At 71.1% G+C, this 16,660-nt stretch carries 16 protein-coding genes; 4 read left to right on the top strand and 12 right to left on the bottom strand.

What is annotated here, in order from left to right; all coding sequences use genetic code 11:
* Positions 1-174 precede the first annotated feature (174 nt).
* Positions 175-2,244 carry a hypothetical protein gene (locus ACYVHU_RS17855; RefSeq protein WP_498949053.1) on the top strand — a complete coding sequence of 690 codons (2,070 nt, stop codon included), beginning with the start codon at positions 175-177 and terminating at the stop codon, positions 2,242-2,244.
* Between the two features lie 756 nt (positions 2,245-3,000).
* Here the strand turns inward: ACYVHU_RS17855 and ACYVHU_RS17860 are convergent.
* From ACYVHU_RS17860 to ACYVHU_RS17895, 8 genes are read right to left on the bottom strand one after another with little or no spacing between them, the layout of a single operon-like run.
* The gene (locus tag ACYVHU_RS17860; RefSeq protein ID WP_078762437.1) at positions 3,001-3,354 is read right to left on the bottom strand and encodes a metal-sulfur cluster assembly factor; all 354 of its coding nucleotides are present in this window, start codon (positions 3,352-3,354) and stop codon (positions 3,001-3,003) included.
* Complete coding sequence (gene sufU, locus ACYVHU_RS17865) at positions 3,351-3,830, bottom strand: Fe-S cluster assembly sulfur transfer protein SufU (protein ID WP_078762436.1); 480 nt, start codon at positions 3,828-3,830, stop codon at positions 3,351-3,353. Before sufU ends, ACYVHU_RS17860 begins: the two co-directional genes overlap by 4 nt.
* 12 nt (positions 3,831-3,842) lie before the next feature.
* Positions 3,843-5,129, bottom strand: coding sequence for a cysteine desulfurase (locus ACYVHU_RS17870; RefSeq protein ID WP_078762435.1), 1,287 nt, complete (start codon positions 5,127-5,129; stop codon positions 3,843-3,845).
* 2 nt (positions 5,130-5,131) lie between these two features.
* The gene (gene sufC / locus ACYVHU_RS17875; protein WP_078762434.1) at positions 5,132-5,893 is read right to left on the bottom strand and encodes a Fe-S cluster assembly ATPase SufC; all 762 of its coding nucleotides are present in this window, start codon (positions 5,891-5,893) and stop codon (positions 5,132-5,134) included.
* Between the two features lie 12 nt (positions 5,894-5,905).
* On the bottom strand, positions 5,906-6,235 hold the full coding sequence (locus ACYVHU_RS17880; RefSeq protein ID WP_078762433.1) for a non-heme iron oxygenase ferredoxin subunit: 330 nt from the start codon (positions 6,233-6,235) through the stop codon (positions 5,906-5,908).
* Positions 6,228-7,388, bottom strand: coding sequence for a Fe-S cluster assembly protein SufD (gene sufD / locus ACYVHU_RS17885; RefSeq protein WP_432939682.1), 1,161 nt, complete (start codon positions 7,386-7,388; stop codon positions 6,228-6,230). Before sufD ends, ACYVHU_RS17880 begins: the two co-directional genes overlap by 8 nt.
* A 2-nt stretch (positions 7,389-7,390) precedes the next feature.
* Positions 7,391-8,803, bottom strand: coding sequence for a Fe-S cluster assembly protein SufB (gene sufB / locus ACYVHU_RS17890; RefSeq protein WP_078762431.1), 1,413 nt, complete (start codon positions 8,801-8,803; stop codon positions 7,391-7,393).
* Positions 8,803-9,603 carry a helix-turn-helix transcriptional regulator gene (locus ACYVHU_RS17895; protein ID WP_078762430.1) on the bottom strand — a complete coding sequence of 267 codons (801 nt, stop codon included), beginning with the start codon at positions 9,601-9,603 and terminating at the stop codon, positions 8,803-8,805. Before ACYVHU_RS17895 ends, sufB begins: the two co-directional genes overlap by 1 nt.
* A 342-nt stretch (positions 9,604-9,945) precedes the next feature.
* On the opposite strand from ACYVHU_RS17895, the gene ACYVHU_RS17900 reads away from it, so the two are divergent.
* The 3 genes from ACYVHU_RS17900 to ACYVHU_RS17910 are packed head-to-tail and all read left to right on the top strand — an operon-like array spanning position 9,946 to position 12,101.
* Positions 9,946-10,878 carry an ABC transporter ATP-binding protein gene (locus tag ACYVHU_RS17900; protein WP_078762429.1) on the top strand — a complete coding sequence of 311 codons (933 nt, stop codon included), beginning with the start codon at positions 9,946-9,948 and terminating at the stop codon, positions 10,876-10,878.
* Positions 10,875-11,672 carry an ABC transporter permease gene (locus ACYVHU_RS17905; RefSeq protein WP_078762428.1) on the top strand — a complete coding sequence of 266 codons (798 nt, stop codon included), beginning with the start codon at positions 10,875-10,877 and terminating at the stop codon, positions 11,670-11,672. The genes ACYVHU_RS17900 and ACYVHU_RS17905 overlap by 4 nt, the downstream gene beginning before the upstream one ends.
* A 51-nt stretch (positions 11,673-11,723) precedes the next feature.
* The gene (locus ACYVHU_RS17910; protein WP_432939674.1) at positions 11,724-12,101 is read left to right on the top strand and encodes a hypothetical protein; all 378 of its coding nucleotides are present in this window, start codon (positions 11,724-11,726) and stop codon (positions 12,099-12,101) included.
* A 51-nt stretch (positions 12,102-12,152) separates the two neighbouring features.
* On the opposite strand, the gene ACYVHU_RS17915 is transcribed toward ACYVHU_RS17910, so the two are convergent.
* The 4 genes from ACYVHU_RS17915 to argF form a co-directional block, all read right to left on the bottom strand.
* The gene (locus ACYVHU_RS17915) at positions 12,153-13,097 is read right to left on the bottom strand and encodes a universal stress protein (RefSeq protein WP_078762427.1); all 945 of its coding nucleotides are present in this window, start codon (positions 13,095-13,097) and stop codon (positions 12,153-12,155) included.
* Positions 13,094-14,533 carry an amino acid permease gene (locus tag ACYVHU_RS17920; protein WP_235001023.1) on the bottom strand — a complete coding sequence of 480 codons (1,440 nt, stop codon included), beginning with the start codon at positions 14,531-14,533 and terminating at the stop codon, positions 13,094-13,096. Before ACYVHU_RS17920 ends, ACYVHU_RS17915 begins: the two co-directional genes overlap by 4 nt.
* Positions 14,534-14,646: 113 nt before the next feature.
* Entirely contained in the window at positions 14,647-15,633 is a 987-nt protein-coding gene (arcC, locus tag ACYVHU_RS17925) for a carbamate kinase (protein ID WP_078762426.1), read from the bottom strand.
* 5 nt (positions 15,634-15,638) lie between these two features.
* On the bottom strand, positions 15,639-16,643 hold the full coding sequence (gene argF, locus ACYVHU_RS17930) for an ornithine carbamoyltransferase (protein WP_078762425.1): 1,005 nt from the start codon (positions 16,641-16,643) through the stop codon (positions 15,639-15,641).
* Positions 16,644-16,660 lie beyond the last annotated feature (17 nt).

Consider the following 16,660-nt stretch of genomic DNA (forward strand, 5'->3'; position numbering starts at 1 on the left):
CCGACGGCCCGGGACCACACGGTCCCGACCCTCTACCGTGGTGACGGTGACCCGTGGAACACCTGCTCGTCGTCCGTTTCCCCGCCGGGCGGCGTAATGTGTAGCGCACAGCCGAATGCCCGCGCCGCCGCACGTTCGGCGAGCCGTACGCCAGGAGGTCGAGGTCCCCAGCAGATGAACGCCGTCTCCCCGATCTGCCTTACCGACCTCGCCCCCGCCCTGAGGTGGGGCAAGCCCGACGACATCAGCGACATCCTCTGCCACGATCGCCTGGTCGACGGCTGGTGGCACTCGCTGCCGCTACCGCGTGTCCTCGACATCGCCGGGCCCACGTGGTTGTCGCACTGCCTGGCCCGCCTCTCCATCGAGCGCTGGGACCACCTGTCCCTCGGCGAGTTCATGCCGACCCTGCGGGAACTGGCGGTCGACATGGACGAGATCGCCGAACCCGTCCGGGGCACCGTTCTCGCGACGGCCGGCGGCTGGGACCAGCTCGTCGCCGCGACCCCGGCCGCCATGCGCGATTGGGGCTGTCCCGAGGGCTGCGGCGTGCTCGACGTGGTGAGCACGGCGATGTGGCGCGCGGTCCACCCGTTCACCCGCGACTCCGGCGGAGGCCCGGCCCCCTCCCCCGCGCTGATCGTCGAGGCGGTGCGGACCATCGCCAACTGGATGCCGGAGTCGGCGCCCGAACACGTGCACAACGCCCTCGCCTACCTCACCGAGGCGACGGGGGCCGACAAGACCGACGGTTACGAGGACCCTCCACAGAGCCCCGCCACGCGGGCCATCCGGACACTGCGGGCGTTGCGCGCCAACCGCGAGGAGGAGAACCCCACCGCCCCCTCCCCCGCCGCGCCCCCGGTGGAACTCCCCCAGCGCACCCGCAGCCCGTTGCTCGGCCCCGGGCGCACGCTGCGCCGACCGGCGTTCGGCCCGCCGAAGGCGCTGCGCGGCGAGATCGCCAACGAGGCCGCGGCCGAACGTCCTCCGCTGCGTCTGGGCGAGCACCCCCTGGTCGACCTGCTCGACCACTTCTTCCGCAGCTGGGAGGAGCTCGAACGCACCGTCGCCGCCGAGCGCCTGTTCGCCGCCGAGCCGATCAGCATCCGGGTCCTGTCCGAACAGGTCCAGGCCGATCTCTCCCAGATCCGCAACGCCCAGCGCAGCGTCGAGGAGCGGCTGCTGCACTGGTTGTCCTCGCCCCAGGGCGAGCCCATCACCAAGCACCTGGGGGACATCTCCGAACAGCTCGGCACGGCGACCACCATCGACCACCTGATCAGCGCCCACACCGACCACCCCGTGGAGATCCCCTCGCTGGGCACCCCGTTGTGGCGGGTCATCATCACGCTGTTCACCGACCGCCGGCTGCACAACGGCTGGCTGGTCGCCGGCGACCCGAACCGGTTGCGCTGGCAGACCCGCCAGCTCCTGTCCGGACAGCCCGACTTCACCGAGGCCGGGCTGCGCCTGGCCAAGCTCGGCATCCGCCCCCAGTCCCTGCGCGCGTGGTTGCTGAGCACGCCGGGGGTGAGCATCCGCGACGGTTACGTCATGGTCGACGAGTCGGTGACCCTGGCCGCGCCCATCCCCACGGCCGCGACCGCCGGCCACGCCTCCGCCCCGGTCCAGCCCCCCGTCGGCACGACGGCCGGCGGCCTGCCGATCCGACGCCGCACGACCGTCCCGGCCACCGTCGACTCCCAGCCGGGCGTGGCGTCCTCACCGCGCTGCTTCCGCGCTCCCGACGGCCGGTGGTGGCACCGGGTCGACGTCACCGCCGACCACCTCAACGGGGCCCCGGTCACGGTGCCACCGGGGTACGCCACCCACCTGGGCCTGCAGCCGGGCCGGTTGCTGTGCCTGACCGCGCCGGGCGCCGACCTACTGGTGCTGGTGTGGCGGGACCAGCCCGCGTTCGACTCGCTGCGTCCCCTGCTGCGCCGGCTGTCGGCGCATCCGGGCGACCGGGTGTTCATCACCGTCAACGGTGACCGTTTGGACGCCCGGAGGCTCGCGGCCACCGACCTGAGCGACCACGGGCCGACGAGCCGGGCGCTGCACCTGATCGGTTACACCGCGCCGGCCTCCACCGACGAGGCGCTGGAGATCATCGCGCGGCGCATCAGCGAGGACGAGACCGTCCAGACCAACCCGGCGCACCTGCTGGACCTCCTGGGCCAGCGGGGCGACGACGACATCGTCGCCGAACTGCGCCCCACCCTGTACGCGACGCACTGAGCGGCACCCCGTCCCGGGGAGGAGACCCGCGCGAAAGGCCGGGCGGGAGGCTCCTCGACGAGCGCGGACGGGGTGTGGCCCCTACGTCGAGGTCCGGCGGAACGGACCGTCGTGGGCCCGGAGCCTGGAGGTCACCGCGCCCATGACGGTCGACGCGGTGCCGCGACGGCCGTTCGACGCGGCGGGCCCCTGTGGGACACCGCCGGGGCGGTGGTCGCTCCCCGTGCCGCTCCTCTCCCGCGGCACGTCCGCTACAGGTGCCACGGCCGGCCTCACCCCCATCGGGCGGACGTTTCCGCGGGGGCTGCGGATCGGCGAAGCACACAGGGTCCCGGCGTCGTCCCCGCCTGGCGAAGCGGCGACGGGCCAGGCCGCCGACCGTCATCCGAGGGGCGATACCGGCGCGAGGGCTCGCGCCGCTGCCCGCGGGCGCCTGGGACCGGTACCGCTCGCCAGCGCGCTGACGACCGCACCCGCCGGCCGTTGTGAAGACGAGGGTCGGCCCGCGGCGGCGAGGCCGCTCCTGGACCGGTCACCTGTTGCGGCGCCCCGGCTCCACCGTCCCGGCGTGGCCGCTGCCGCGCCACGGCCGACGGCCCACCGGGTCACCGCGGGCCTCGCGCTACGCCGGTCGGAGCACGCGGGGTTCCGCGGCCCCTGCGCCCGGTCGATCGGCCCCGAACAACACGAAAGGCCCGCGCCCCTCCCCCGGAAGGGGAGGGACGCGGACCCCGGGTCGGACAGAGCGGAGGCGGCTCAGACGTTGAAGCCGAGCATCCGCAGCTGGTCGCGGCCGTCGTCGGTGATCTTGTCAGGACCCCACGGCGGCATCCAGACCCAGTTGATCTTGACGTCGTGGTCGAAGTCCGCCAGCGCGCCGGTGGCCTGTTCCTCGATGACGTCGGTCAACGGGCAGGCCGCGCTGGTGAGCGTCATGTCGAGGGTGATCGTCCCGCCGTCGACGTTGACGCCGTAGAGCAGGCCGAGGTCGACGACGTTGACGCCGAGTTCGGGGTCGATGACGTCCTTGAGCGACTCGGTGATGTCGTCGAGCAGCGCCTCGCCGGACTGCCCGGGAGCTGCCGCGGCCGTCTCGTTGTCGGCGCTCATGACGCCTCCTCCTCGTGTGTTGCCAGTGACTTGACGGTCGCGTCCTTCCACGCCATCCAGGCGAGCAGGGCGCACTTGATACGTGCAGGGTATTTCGACACCCCGGCGAACGCCACCGCGTCCTCCAGGACGTCCTCGTCGGGTTCCCCCTGCCCCTTGGAGTGCATGAGCTCGGTGAACTCCTCCAGCACCCGCATGCCCTCGTCCACGGTCTTGCCGATGAGCAGGTCGGTCATGATCGAGGCGCTGGCCTGACTGATGGAGCAGCCCATGCTGTCGTAGGAGACGTCGGCGACCGTGGCCGAGCCGTCGACCTCGCCCCCGGCCGCGGTGAGCGCGACCCGCAGGGTCACCTCGTCACCGCAGGTGGGGTTGATGTGGTGGGCCTCGGCGTCGTAGGGGTCCCGCAATCCCTTGTGGTGGGGGTTGCGGTAGTGGTCCAGGATGATCTCCTGGTACATCGCGTCCAGTCGCATCTACGCGCCCTTCTAGCTCCCGGCGGTGCCGAAGAACCGCTGCGCCGCGCGGATCCCCTCGACGAGGGCGTCGACGTCGGCGAGCGAGTTGTACAGGTAGAACGAGGCGCGGGTGGTCGCCACGGCGCGGTAGCGCCGGTGCAGCGGCCACGCGCAGTGGTGGCCGACGCGCACCGCGACTCCACGGTCGTCCAGGACCTGTCCCACGTCGTGGGGGTGGATCCCGTCCACGACGAAGGAGACCGCGCCACCGCGGGCCTCGGCCTCGGCCGGGCCGACGATCCGCACCCCCTCGATGGCGCCGACGTGCTTGAGCGCGTACTCGGTGAGCGCGTGCTCGTGGGCGAGGACGTTGTCCATGCCGATGGCGTCGAGGTAGTCGCAGGCCGCGGCCAGACCGACGGCCTGGGGTGCCATGGGGACGCCCGCCTCGAAGCGCTGCGGCGGGTCGGCCCAGGTGGACTCCTCCATGTGGACCACGCCGATCATGGAGCCGCCCGAGATGAACGGCGGCATGGCCGCCAGCAGCTCCGGCCGCGCCCACAGCACGCCGATGCCGTTGGGGCCGAGCATCTTGTGCCCGGAGAACACCATGAAGTCGGCGTCGAGGGCGCGCACGTCCACCGGCATGTGGGGCACCGACTGGGCCCCGTCGAGCAGGACCAGCGCGCCCACCTCGTGGGCGCGTGCCGCGATCGCCTCGACCGGGTTGACCGTGCCCAAGACGTTGGACTGGTGGGTGAGCGCCACGATCCGGGTGCGCTCGTTGACCAGGCCGTCGAGGTCGGACAGGTCGAGCCGGCCCTCGTCGGTCACACCGAACCAGCGCAGGGTCGCGCCGGTGCGCCGGCACAGCTCCTGCCAGGGCACCAGGTTGGCGTGGTGTTCCATCTCGGTGACGACCACCTCGTCGCCCGGCCCGACGCGGAAGCGGGAGGCGTAGTCCCCCGCGGTCGCGGCGTTGCTCATGGCGTAGGCGACGAGGTTGATCGCCTCGGTGGCGTTCTTGGTGAACACCACTTCGTCGGCCCGCGCGCTGATGAACGCGGCGATGGTCTCGCGCGCGCCCTCGTAGGCGTCGGTGGCCTCTTCCGCGAGCTGGTGCGCTCCCCGGTGCACCGCCGCGTTGTGGCGTTCGTAGAACTCCCGCTCGGCGTCCAGGACCTGCCGGGGCTTCTGCGATGTGGCTCCGGAGTCGAGATACACCAACGGACGACCGTCGCGGACGGTCCGGGCCAGGATGGGGAAATCGGCCCGGATCGCGTCCACGTCGAGCAGTCCGAGCTCGCGTGCCGTCACGGTTAAGCGCCTGCCTTCACGAAACGCTCGTAGCCCTCGGCCTCCAGCACCTCGGCCAGCTCCGGGCCGCCGGACTCGGCGACCTGGCCGTGCGCGAAGACGTGCACGAAGTCGGGCTTGACGTAGTTGAGGATGCGAGTGTAGTGCGTGATCAGCATGACGCCGATCTCGCCGGTGGCCCTGGCGCGGTTGATGCCCTCGGAGACGACCTTCAGGGCGTCGACGTCGAGGCCGGAGTCGGTCTCGTCGAGGATGGCGACCTTCGGCTTGAGCAGTTCGAGCTGAAGGATCTCGTGGCGCTTCTTCTCACCACCGGAGAAGCCCTCGTTGACACCGCGGGCGGCGAAGGAGGGGTCGATGGACAGGCCCTTCATCGCCTCCTGGAGCTCCTTGGAGAAGGCGCGCAGCTTCGGGGCCTCGCCGCGCACCGCGGTGACCGCGCTGCGCAGGAAGTTGGACATGGAGACGCCCGGGACCTCGACCGGGTACTGCATGGCGAGGAACAGGCCGGCGCGGGCCCGCTCGTCGACGCCCATCTCCAGGACGTTCTCGCCGTCGAGGAGGACCTCGCCGTCGGTGATCTCGTACTTGGGGTGGCCGGCGATGGCGTAGGCCAGCGTGGACTTGCCGGAGCCGTTGGGGCCCATGATGGCGTGGGTCTCACCGGAGTTGATGGTGAGGTCGACGCCCTTGAGGATCTCCTGGCGCTCCTCGGCGCCGATGAGGACGTCGGCGCGCAGACCGCGGATCTCAAACTTCGTCATGTGTGTTCAGCCTCAGGAATTCTTCTCAGCGAGCGAGACGAGCACGTCGTCGCCGTCGATCTTCACTGCGTAGGTGGGGACCGGTCGGGTGGCCGGGGGGTTGATCGGCTTGCCCGAGCGCAGGTCGAAGCAGGAGCCGTGCAGCCAGCACTCGATGGTGCCGTCCTCGACCTCGCCCTCGGACAGGTTCACCTCGGCGTGGGAGCAGATGTCGTTGATGGCGTACACCTGCCCCTCGCTGCGCACCAGCGCGACCGGGGTGTCGTCGACCTCCACGCCGAGCGCCCCCTCTTCGGGGATGTCCGCCAGCGCGCAGACCTTGACGAATCCGTCGTTACTCATGCAGCGCCAGCTTCTCCTCGACCTCGGTCATGATGCGCTCGCGCAGCTCGGGCACCTCGATGCGGTTGATCAGCTCGGCGAAGAAGCCGCGGATGACCAGCTTGCGGGCCTCGTCGGCGGGGATGCCGCGCGACTGGAGGTAGAACAGGTGGATGTCGTCGAGCCGGCCGCTGGCGCTGGCGTGGCCCGCGCCCTCGACCTCACCGGTGAAGATCTCCAGGTTGGGCACGGAGTCCACCCGGGTGCCGTCGGTGAGCACCAGGTTGCGGTTGTGCTCGTAGGAGTCGGTGCCCTCGGTGCCCTCGCCGATGATGACGTCACCGATCCAGACCGCGTGGGCCTCCTCGCCGCTGAGCGCGCCCTTGTACTCGACGCGGCTGCGGGTGTTGGAGACGTTGTGGTCGATCAGCGAGCGGTGCTCGTGGTGCTGGCCGGCACCGGTGAAGTACAGGCCGTACAGCTCGGCGTCGCCGCCGGGGGCGGTGTAGCCGACCTTGGGCGACAGGCGCACCAGGTCGCCGCCGAGGGTGACGACGAAGCTGCGGAACCGGGCGTCGCGGCCGACCTTGGTGTAGTGGTGCGAGACCTGGACGGCGTCGCGCTCCCAGTCCTGGAGGCTGACGACGGTGAGCTGGGCCCCGTCCTCGATCACGAACTCGACGTTGTCGGCGTGGACCGCGCTGCCCGCGTACTCCAGGACCACCGTGGCGGCGGAGTGGCGTTCGGCGCGCACCAGGATGTGACCGTAGGACTCGCCCTGGCCGGTGCCGGTGACCTTGATGCTCACCGGGGCCGACGCCTGCGTCTCCTTGGGCACGGTGACGACGGTGGCCTCGGTGAAGGAGGCGTAGGCCAGCGCGCTGACCCGGTCGGTGGGCAGGAACGAGGTGCCCAGCCGGGCGTCGTCACGGCCGACGGTCTCGACGGTGACCTCGGCCGGGGCGTCGGTCTCGACGGTGATCTTGCCGTCGGTGGCCTCGGTGTGCTGGTGCAGGCCGCGCAGGCGGCGCAGCGGGGTGAAGCGCCACTCTTCCTCACGGCCGTTGGGCACGGGGAAGTCGGCCACGTCGAACGAGCCGTGCACGTCGAGTTTGGAGACCGGGAGCTCCCCGCCGTGGGAGTGTTCCTTGATCTCGATGTTCGGGCTGGCCATGCTTAACCAACCGCTCCTTCCATCTGCAGCTCGATGAGCCGGTTCAGTTCCAGCGCGTACTCCATGGGCAGCTCACGCGCGATGGGCTCGACGAAGCCGCGCACGATCATGGCCATGGCCTCGTCCTCGTCCAGGCCGCGGCTCATCAGGTAGAAGAGCTGGTCCTCACTCACCTTGGAGACGGTGGCCTCGTGGCCCATCTCCACGTCGTCCTCGCGGACATCGACGTAGGGGTAGGTGTCGGAACGGCTGACCGTGTCGATGAGCAGCGCGTCGCACTTGACCGTGGACTTGGAGTGGCTGGCGCCCTCCTGGACCTGGACCAGGCCCCGGTAGGAGGCGCGGCCACCGCCGCGGGCCACCGACTTGGAGATGATCGTGGAGGAGGTGTTGGGCGCGCAGTGCACCATCTTGGAACCGGTGTCCTGGTGCTGGCCCTCGCCGGCGAAGGCGATCGACAGCGTCTCGCCCTTGGCGTGCTCGCCCATGAGGTAGACGGCCGGGTACTTCATCGTGACCTGGGAGCCGATGTTGCCGTCGATCCACTCCATGGTCGCGCCCTCGTAGGCCACGGCACGCTTGGTGACCAGGTTGAAGACGTTGTTGGACCAGTTCTGGATCGTGGTGTAGCGGCAGCGGGCGTTCTTCTTGACGATGATCTCGACGACCGCGGAGTGCAGCGAGTCGGTCTTGTAGATCGGCGCGGTGCAGCCCTCGACGTAGTGGACGTAGGCGCCCTCGTCGACGATGATCAGCGTCCGCTCGAACTGGCCCATGTTCTCGGTGTTGATCCGGAAGTAGGCCTGCAGCGGGATCTCCACGTGCACGTTCTTGGGCACGTAGATGAAGGAGCCGCCGCTCCACACCGCCGTGTTCAGCGCGGCGAACTTGTTGTCGCCGGCCGGGATGACCGTGCCGAAGTACTCCTGGAAGAGCTCGGGGTGCTCCTTGAGCGCGGTGTCGGTGTCGAGGAAGATGACGCCCTGCTGCTCCAGGTCCTCGCGGATCTGGTGGTAGACGACCTCGGACTCGTACTGCGCGGCGACACCGGCGACCAGCCGCTGCTTCTCGGCCTCGGGGATGCCGAGCCGGTCGTAGGTGTTCTTGATGTCCTCGGGCAGTTCCTCCCAGGAGGTGGCCTGCTTCTCCGTGGACCGCACGAAGTACTTGATGTTGTCGAAGTCGATGCCGGAGAGGTCGGCCCCCCAGGCGGGCATCGGCTTCTTGTCGAAGAGCTTGAGGGCCTTGAGACGGAGGTCCCGCATCCACTCGGGTTCGGCCTTCTTGGCCGAGATGTCGCGGACGACCTCCTCGTTCAGGCCGCGCCGCGCGGAGGCGCCGGCCTGGTCGGGGTCGGCCCAGCCGTACTCATAGGTGCCGAGCCCTTCGAGCTCGGGGTGCGCGATAGACGTCATTACGCGGATCCTCCTGGACGGGACGTCCTTGTGTGGCGTTGGCCGCCCTCGCTCGGGAAGGGGCGGGCCTTGGACTCTGGGGAGTTCAGGTCGCGGGGACTGACATGGGTGGTGCACACACCGTCGCCGTGGGCGATGGTGGCGAGCCGGCGGACGGGGGTGCCCAGCAGCCGGGCGAAGGCCTCGACCTCGGCCTCGCACAGTTCCGGGAACTCCGCCGCGACGTGCGCCACCGGGCAGTGGTGCTGGCACAGCTGCTCGCCGCCGCCCGGTGCCGGCGCGTCGCCCGCCGAGGCGGCGTAGCCGTCGGAGGACAGCGCCTCGGCGAGGAGCCGGACCCTCTGCTGCGGGGCGACCGCGGCGAGGATCGGGCGGTAGCGGCGTTCGAGGTCGGCCACCTGACGGCGGGCGAACTCGCTGATGGCCTCGGGGCCCGCCTTTTCCGCGAGGAAACGCAGGGCGCTGGAGGCGAGATCGTCGTATCCGTGCACGAACGCGTCGCGACCGGCCTCGGTGATGACGAAGACGCGGGCGGGACGCCCTCGCCCCCTGCGCCCGTGCGGGCGGGCGTCGCGGGCCTCGACCATGCCCTCGGCCATCAGGTTGTCGAGGTGACGACGGATGGCCGCCGGGGTCAGCCCGAGGTGTTCCCCCAGGGTGGACGCCGTGATCGGACCATGTTCGAGGATGAGCCGGGCCACCCGCGCGCGGGTGCCGGTCTCGGCTCCCGGATCGGGCGCAGCGGTCACCCGGGGCGCGCCCGAGGGGGCGGTCCCGTCTGCTCGCTGATGCCGGCTCACGTTTTTCACAACATCAGTGTGGCGTAAATAAGTCCCGACCGCCAAACGGTGATCCATGTCATAGATCACCCAGGCAAGCCTTGCCTAACAGGGCTTTCCACCCCGCGCCGGATCGCATCCCCGCCCCGAACGCGGATGTGCGGGCCCCGGGCGTCCACATGCGGAGACAGCCGGCCCATAGATCGAGACGATGCTTCCGGGACGCCTCCCCCGACGTGACCGAGACGACACGTTCGCCCCAAGGCCGCTGCCCGGGCGGGACGACCGCTCCCACGCGCTCTGGCGGGGGCCTCGAGCGCGGGTCGGTGCCCGACCCCCGAGAGGCCGCCCTACACTTTTCGCATGGACACAGCCGCGGTCGAGGTCACCGACTTGGTCAAAAGCTATGGCAGCACCACCGCCGTGGCCGGCCTGTCGTTCACCGCGCCGCGCGGCGCCGTCACCGCGCTCCTGGGCCCCAACGGGGCCGGCAAGACCTCGACCATCGAGATCTGCGAGGGGTTCCGCCAGGCCGACTCCGGCACGGTGCGCGTCCTGGGCCTCGACCCGATCACCGACGCCCGCGCCCTGAAGCCACGGGTCGGGGTCATGCTCCAGGCCGGTGGCGTGCCCACCGGCGCGCGGGCCGGCGAGTGGTTGCGCCTCATGGCCGCCTTCCACGCCGACCCCCTCCCTCCGCAGGAGCTGATGGAGCGGCTCGGCCTGGTCTCCGTCGCCCGCACCCCGTTCCGCCGCCTGTCCGGCGGCCAACAGCAGCGGCTGTCGCTGGCCGCCGCGGTCATCGGCCGTCCCGAACTGGTCTTCCTCGACGAGCCCACCGCCGGCCTGGACCCCCAGGCCCGCATGGCCACCTGGGAGCTCGTCACGGAGCTGCGCACGGCGGGCGTCGGTGTCGTGCTGACCACGCACTACATGGAGGAGGCCGAGCGGCTCGCCGACCGTGTCGTCATCATCGACCACGGCCGGGTCGTCGCCGACGGCGGCACCGACGAGCTGACAGGCGCCGACCAGGAGCTGCGCTTCCGCGCGGCCCCGGGCATCGACTCCGCGAGCCTGCTCTCCGCGCTTCCCGCGGGCTGCCGGGTGGAGGAGTTCCCCGGCGGCCACTACGTGGTCACCTGCGCCGACCCCCAGGCCCTCGGCCCGGGCCTCCTCGCCACCGTCACCACCTGGTGCGCGGCACAGGGCATCTTGCCCGAGGACCTGCGCGTACAGCGGCGCAGCCTCGAAGACGTCTTCCTCGAACTCACCGGTCGGGACCTCCGCGAATCATGATCGACCCCGCCTCGCGCACCTCCTCCGTCTCCTTCGCCCCCGCCCCCGGCGCGGCCCCGCTGCCGCGCATGGTCTTGGCCCAGGCCGGGATGGAGCTGCGCGTCCTGCTGCGCAACGGCGAACAGCTCCTGTTGACCATGGTCATCCCGGTGCTGCTGCTCGTGGGCTTCAGCATGACCTCGCTCATCGACATCGGGGGCGGCTCCCGGGTGGACTTCCTGGCCCCCGGCGTGATCGCGCTGGCCGTGATGTCCACCGCCTTCACCGGCCAGGCGATCGGCACCGGCTTCGAGCGGCGCTACGGCGTCCTCAAGCGGCTGGGCGCGACACCGCTGTCGCGGTTCGGGCTGTTGGGCGCGAAGACGCTGGCCGTGCTCGCGGTCCAGGTCGTCCAGATCACCCTGTTGTCGGCGGTGGCGCTGACGTTGGGCTGGTCACCGCGTGGCGGGCTGACCGGCGCGCTGGCGTGCGCGCTGGTGATCCTGTTGGCCACCGCCGCTTTCAGTTCCCTGGCGCTGCTGATGGCGGGGACGCTGCGTGCCGAGGCGACGCTGGCAGCGGCCAACCTGGTCTATGTGGTCCTGCTGGGGCTGGGCGGCGTGGTCTTCCCGATCGACCGCTACCCCGACGCGGTGCGTCCCTTCCTGGAGGCCCTGCCGATCACCGCGCTGGCCGACGGCCTGCGCTCGGTGCTGACGGAGGGGGCGGGGCTGCCGCTGGCGCCGCTCCTGGTCCTCGCCGTGTGGGCGGTCGCCGGTTCCCTGCTGGCGAGCCGCCTCTTCCGCTGGGAGTAGCCCCGACGACCGTGACCGCGCCCGCGACATCCGACCGGTAGCGTGGAGCGGGTGGAGTACATCGGTGTCCCCCTGGTGAGCCTGATCCGCGATCTCGGCCCACCGCTGGTGGTCGTGGTCCTCGGACTGGCGCTGGCCGCGCGCTGGCGTCCGCGCCGGCCCCGGTTGGTCGTCGCGGCGCTGCTGGTCCACCTGTTCGCCGCGGCCCTGCCCTATCTGTGGATCTCGGCGCAGGTGTTCCTCGGGCTGGCCACGCAGTCGGCCGCGGGCCTGGTCATGATCCTGGTGCAACCGGCCGTGCAGTTCGCCGCGTGGGTGCTGCTGCTGGTGGGAGCGATCGTGCCACCGCGTGGAGCACCGCCGGGCTCCCCGTCCCCGGCCCGCTCCTCGGCCGTGACCGAGGAGCCCGCGCTGGGTTCCTCCCGCTAGCGCCCCCGCGTCGAACCGGGGCCGCGACGGTGCGGGGACGCCCTGGTCTCCTCACCCGCGACCGTCGGATGGCGGAGCCGCCCCCCTGGGGAGGAAGGCCACGGGCACGCCGGAGGCCCGCAGGATGTCGATGGCCATGTCGCCGAGGAAGACCCTGCGCAACGGCCCGCCCTGTCCCGAGGCGCAGACGAGCACCTCGCCGGTCCGCCATTCGGCCCGCGCCAGCGCGTCGGCGGCGCTCGTGCCGGCCACGATCTCGGTGGAGACCGAGATGGGGTCCGGTTCGGGCAGCGCGGCGACGTTGCGCACGGCCTCCCGCAGGTCGGCGGCGCCCTCGACGCGGAGCCGTTCCAGCATCTGCTCCCGCAGCCGGACGCCCCGGCCGCCCCGGGCCGCGTCCCCGATGAGCATCGTCAGCAGGCGCAACGGCAGGTCGAGCCGGCCGGCGAGCGAGGCGGCGAAGGCGAGGGCCCGGTCGGCTCCGGGCTGGCGCAGGTAGGCGAGGGTGAGCCGGTCCAACCGGGGCACCGACAGCGCGGCGTACCCACTGGGCGCCAGGAGCACGGGGACCGGACTGCCGTGCAGCAGCTGGTCGGCGGTGCTGCCCATGCGGATGTGGCCGCGCGGTCCGCCGGGCGCCGATCCGATGACGATCGCGTCGGCGCCGGCGTCGGCGGCGTAGTCGGCGAGACCCCGACCGCTGCCCCGGTGATGGTGGATGCGGTAGTCCACGCCCACCGGAGGAGGCGTCTGGCCCGGGGCCCGGTCGCGCACGATGCGGCGCGCGGCCTCAAGAGCGTTCTCGGCCTCTTCGCGCAGGTAGGTGACCCACTCGGCGTCCACGGCGGCCTTGGTGTGGGTGGGCCAGCCCGACGGGGGGACGTTGACCACCGACACCCGGGCCCGGGCCCGCCCGGCCAGGAGGAGCCCCAGGGCCAGCGCGTCCGTTCCGCGCTCGTTCGGCTCGTAGCCGATGACGACGTGTCCGCCTCTCATGGCGTGTTCGCTCCCCTCACCGCTCGCGCGAGCCTGGACTTGCGATGACCGTAGGCGAAGTAGGCGCCCAGCCCCACCAGGATCCACAGCAGGAACACCAGCCAGGTGACGTGGTCGAGCCGGGTCATCAGGAAGACGCAGAACAGCGTGCCGAGGATGGGGGTGAGGGGGAACAGCGGGGTGCGGAAGGAGCGCTCCAGGTCGGGACGGGTACGCCGCAGGACCATCACCCCGATGTTGACCAGGGCGAAGGCGAACAGCGTGCCGATGCTGGTGGCCTCGGCCAATCGCCCCAGCGGCACCAGTCCCGCGAGCAGCGCGACGAAGGCCGACACCAGCCAGATGTTGGCGGTGGGCACCTGGGTGCGCGGGTTGACCCGGGAGAAGATCTTCGGGATCAGACCGTCGCGCGACATCGCGAAGAGGATGCGGGTCTGGCCGTAGAGGACGGTGAGCACGACGCTGGCGATCGCGATGACCGCGCCCAGCGACAGCAGGACCGCCGCCCAGCTTCCGCCGATGACGTTGGTCAGCACCATGGCCAAAGACGCCTCGCTGCCGGCGAGGTCGCTGTAGTGGACCGCCGCCACCGCGGCGAGCGCGACGAGGACGTAGACGACCGTCACGATGACCAGGGAGAGCAGGATCGCCAGCGGCAGGTCGCGCTTGGGGTTGCGGGCCTCCTCCCCCGCGGTGGAGGCGGCGTCGAAGCCGATGTAGGAGAAGAACACCTGGGCGCCGGCCGCGCTGATCCCGGCGATGCCCATGGGCGCGAACGGGGTGAGGTTGCCGGAGTCGAAGGCGGTGAACGCCACGACGCAGAAGAACAGCAGGACCGCGACCTTGAGCACGACCATGACGGCGTTGGCCCGGGCGCTCTCCGAGGCGCCTCCCAGCAGCAGCCAGGTGGCGAGGAGGACCACCGCGATCGCGGTGACGTTGACGACGCCGCCGTCACCGGGGGGCGCGCTCAACGCGGCGGGGATGGTGAAGCCGAACAGCCCGTTGAGGAACTCGTTGAGGTACTGCCCCCAGCCGACGGCCACCGCCGACACCGACACCGCGTACTCCAGCAGCAGGCACCAGCCGCACACCCAGGCGACCAGCTCGCCCAGGGTGGCGTAGGCGTAGGAGTAGGAGGAGCCCGAGACGGGGATGGTGCCGGCCAGTTCGGCGTAGGACAGCGCGGAGAACAGGGCGGTGATCGCGGCCAGCGCGAAGGCGACGACGACGGCGGGGCCGGCCAACGGGGCGGCCTCCCCCAGGATGACGAAGATCCCGGTCCCCAGGGTGGCGCCGACGCTGAACATGGTGAGCTGCCACAGGCCCATCGTGCGTTTGAGCCGGCCGCCCTCGCCCTGGCCGCCCTCGCCGACGATCTCCTCGGTGGGTTTGGTCCTGGTCAGGCTCTGCCAGAACGACCCGTTTCGCTGCACCTCGGACTCCCACCGTTTCGGACGGACGACGACACGACCGGATGACTATACATATATGCGTATAGAAATGCGGAATCGTGGCGTTGTGATCTCCGTTTCCCGGCCGCCCCCGTTCACCTGCTCTCCTGTCCCGCCTCGGGCCCCAGCCCGCTCGGCCGGCCGGGCCCCGCGGCGCCGAGTTCGGGGTAGGTCCCGCTCGGCGTGACGATCGTGCCCGCGGTACCCGCCAGGATCTCGGCGGCCTGGGTCAGCGATCCGATCGCCCCCATGTCCCCGGTGATCTCGGCGAAGCGGCAGACCGCCTCGACCTTGGGCCCCATCGACCCGGCGGGAAACTCCATCGCCCGGAGCTGACCCGGCGTGGCGTTGGAAATCTCACGCTGGTGCGGCGTACCGAAGTTCTCCATGACCCGGGGGACGTCGGTGAGCAGCAGCAGCGCGTCGGCCTCCAGCGCCTCCGCCAGCAGCGAGGCGGTCAGATCCTTGTCCACGACCGCCTCGACGCCCGCGAGCAGCCCCTCTTCGTTGCGGATGGCCGGCACCCCGCCGCCCCCGGCGCAGACGACGATCGCCCCCGAGGACAGCAGCAACCGGATCAGCCGGGTCTCCACCACCCGCTGCGGCCGCGGCGAGGGCACCACCCGGCGCCAGTGCGCGCCGTCGGGTTTGACCACCCACCCCCGCTCCTCGGCCAGGCGCCTGGCCTCGGCCTCGTCGTAGACGGGGCCGACGAACTTGGTGGGGTTCTGAAACGCCGGATCTCCCATCGACACCAGCGTCTGGTTGATCAGGGACGCCACCTGGCGGCCGGGCAACGCGTTCTGCAGGGCCTGCAGCAGCCAGTAGCCGATCATGCCCTGGGTCTGCGCGCCCAGGACGTCGAAGGGGTAGGGCTGGCTGAGGGAGGAGTCGGCGGCGCTCTGCAACGCCAGCACCCCCACCTGCGGACCGTTGCCGTGGGTGACGACCAGTTCGTGCTCGGCCGCCAGGGGCGCCAGCGCGTGGACCGCGGCGGCGACGTTGCGGCGCTGGATATCGGCGTCGGGGCGTTCCCCACGCCGCAACAGGGCGTTTCCGCCCAGGGCCACGACCACGCGCATCTCCGTCAGCCTCCCAACGTCGCGACCAAGACGGCCTTGATGGTGTGCATCCGGTTCTCGGCCTGGTCGAAGACGATCGAGGCTGGCGACTCGAACACCTCGTCGGTCACCTCCAGGGCCTCCATTCCGGTCTTCTGGTACAGCTCTTCGCCGATCCGGGTGTTACGGTCGTGGAAGGCCGGCAGGCAGTGCATGAACTTCACGTCGGGGTTGCCCGTGGCCGCCAGCGCCGCGGCGTTGACCTGGTAGGGCCGGAGCAGCTCGATACGCCGCTCCCAGGTCTCGGCCGGCTCCCCCATGGACACCCACACGTCGGTGTAGACGAAGTCGGCCCCCTTGAGCCCCTCGGCGACGTCCTCGGTGAAGGTCACCTTCGCCCCGGTGCGCTCGGCGATCTCCCGGGCCGGCCGCGCCACGGTCTGCTCGTCGGGCCACAGCTCCTTGGGGGCGACCATGCGCACGTCGACGCCGAACATCGCGCCGGCGACGGTCAGCGAGTGTCCGAGGTTGTTGCGGGCGTCGCCCATGTAGGCGAAGGTGACCTGGCCGAGCGGTTTGTCGGTGTGCTCGGTGATGGTGAGGAAGTCCGCCAGCATCTGGGTGGGGTGCCACTCGTCGGTCAGCCCGTTCCACACGGGCACCCCCGCGTAACGGGCGAGTTCCTCGACGAGCTCCTGCTTGGAGCCGCGGTACTCGATGCCGTCGTACATCCGTCCCAGGACACGGGCGGTGTCCTTCATCGACTCCTTGTGGCCGATCTGGGATCCGCCCGGGTCCAGGTAGGTGACGTGGGCCCCCTGGTCGTGGGCGGCGACCTCGAACGCGCAGCGGGTGCGCGTGGAGGTCTTCTCGAAGATCAGGGCGATGTTCTTGCCCGTGAGGCGCGGCTGTTCGGTGCCCGCGTACTTCGCCGCCTTGAGGTCGGCGGACAGCCGGAGCAGGAACGCGAACTCCGCCGGCGTGAAGTCGAGTTCCTTGACGAAGCTGCGGTTACGCAGATTGAACGCCATCTCGGCGCTTCCCCTCT

This window comes from Marinactinospora endophytica (assembly GCF_054780875.1).

Bases quoted from the DNA above. Each gene is read 5' to 3' on its own strand.
- ACYVHU_RS17915 (WP_078762427.1), bottom strand. From the start codon at position 13,097: ATGAGAGGCGGACACGTCGTCATCGGCTACGAGCCGAACGAGCGCGGA.
- sufB (WP_078762431.1), bottom strand. From the start codon at position 8,803: ATGACGTCTATCGCGCACCCCGAGCTCGAAGGGCTCGGCACCTATGAG.
- arcC (WP_078762426.1), bottom strand. From the start codon at position 15,633: ATGCGCGTGGTCGTGGCCCTGGGCGGAAACGCCCTGTTGCGGCGTGGG.
- ACYVHU_RS17900 (WP_078762429.1), top strand. From the start codon at position 9,946: ATGGACACAGCCGCGGTCGAGGTCACCGACTTGGTCAAAAGCTATGGC.
- ACYVHU_RS17880 (WP_078762433.1), bottom strand. From the start codon at position 6,235: ATGAGTAACGACGGATTCGTCAAGGTCTGCGCGCTGGCGGACATCCCC.
- ACYVHU_RS17905 (WP_078762428.1), top strand. From the start codon at position 10,875: ATGATCGACCCCGCCTCGCGCACCTCCTCCGTCTCCTTCGCCCCCGCC.
- argF (WP_078762425.1), bottom strand. From the start codon at position 16,643: ATGGCGTTCAATCTGCGTAACCGCAGCTTCGTCAAGGAACTCGACTTC.
- ACYVHU_RS17855 (WP_498949053.1), top strand. From the start codon at position 175: ATGAACGCCGTCTCCCCGATCTGCCTTACCGACCTCGCCCCCGCCCTG.
- sufC (WP_078762434.1), bottom strand. From the start codon at position 5,893: ATGACGAAGTTTGAGATCCGCGGTCTGCGCGCCGACGTCCTCATCGGC.
- sufD (WP_432939682.1), bottom strand. From the start codon at position 7,388: ATGGCCAGCCCGAACATCGAGATCAAGGAACACTCCCACGGCGGGGAG.
- sufU (WP_078762436.1), bottom strand. From the start codon at position 3,830: ATGCGACTGGACGCGATGTACCAGGAGATCATCCTGGACCACTACCGC.
- ACYVHU_RS17860 (WP_078762437.1), bottom strand. From the start codon at position 3,354: ATGAGCGCCGACAACGAGACGGCCGCGGCAGCTCCCGGGCAGTCCGGC.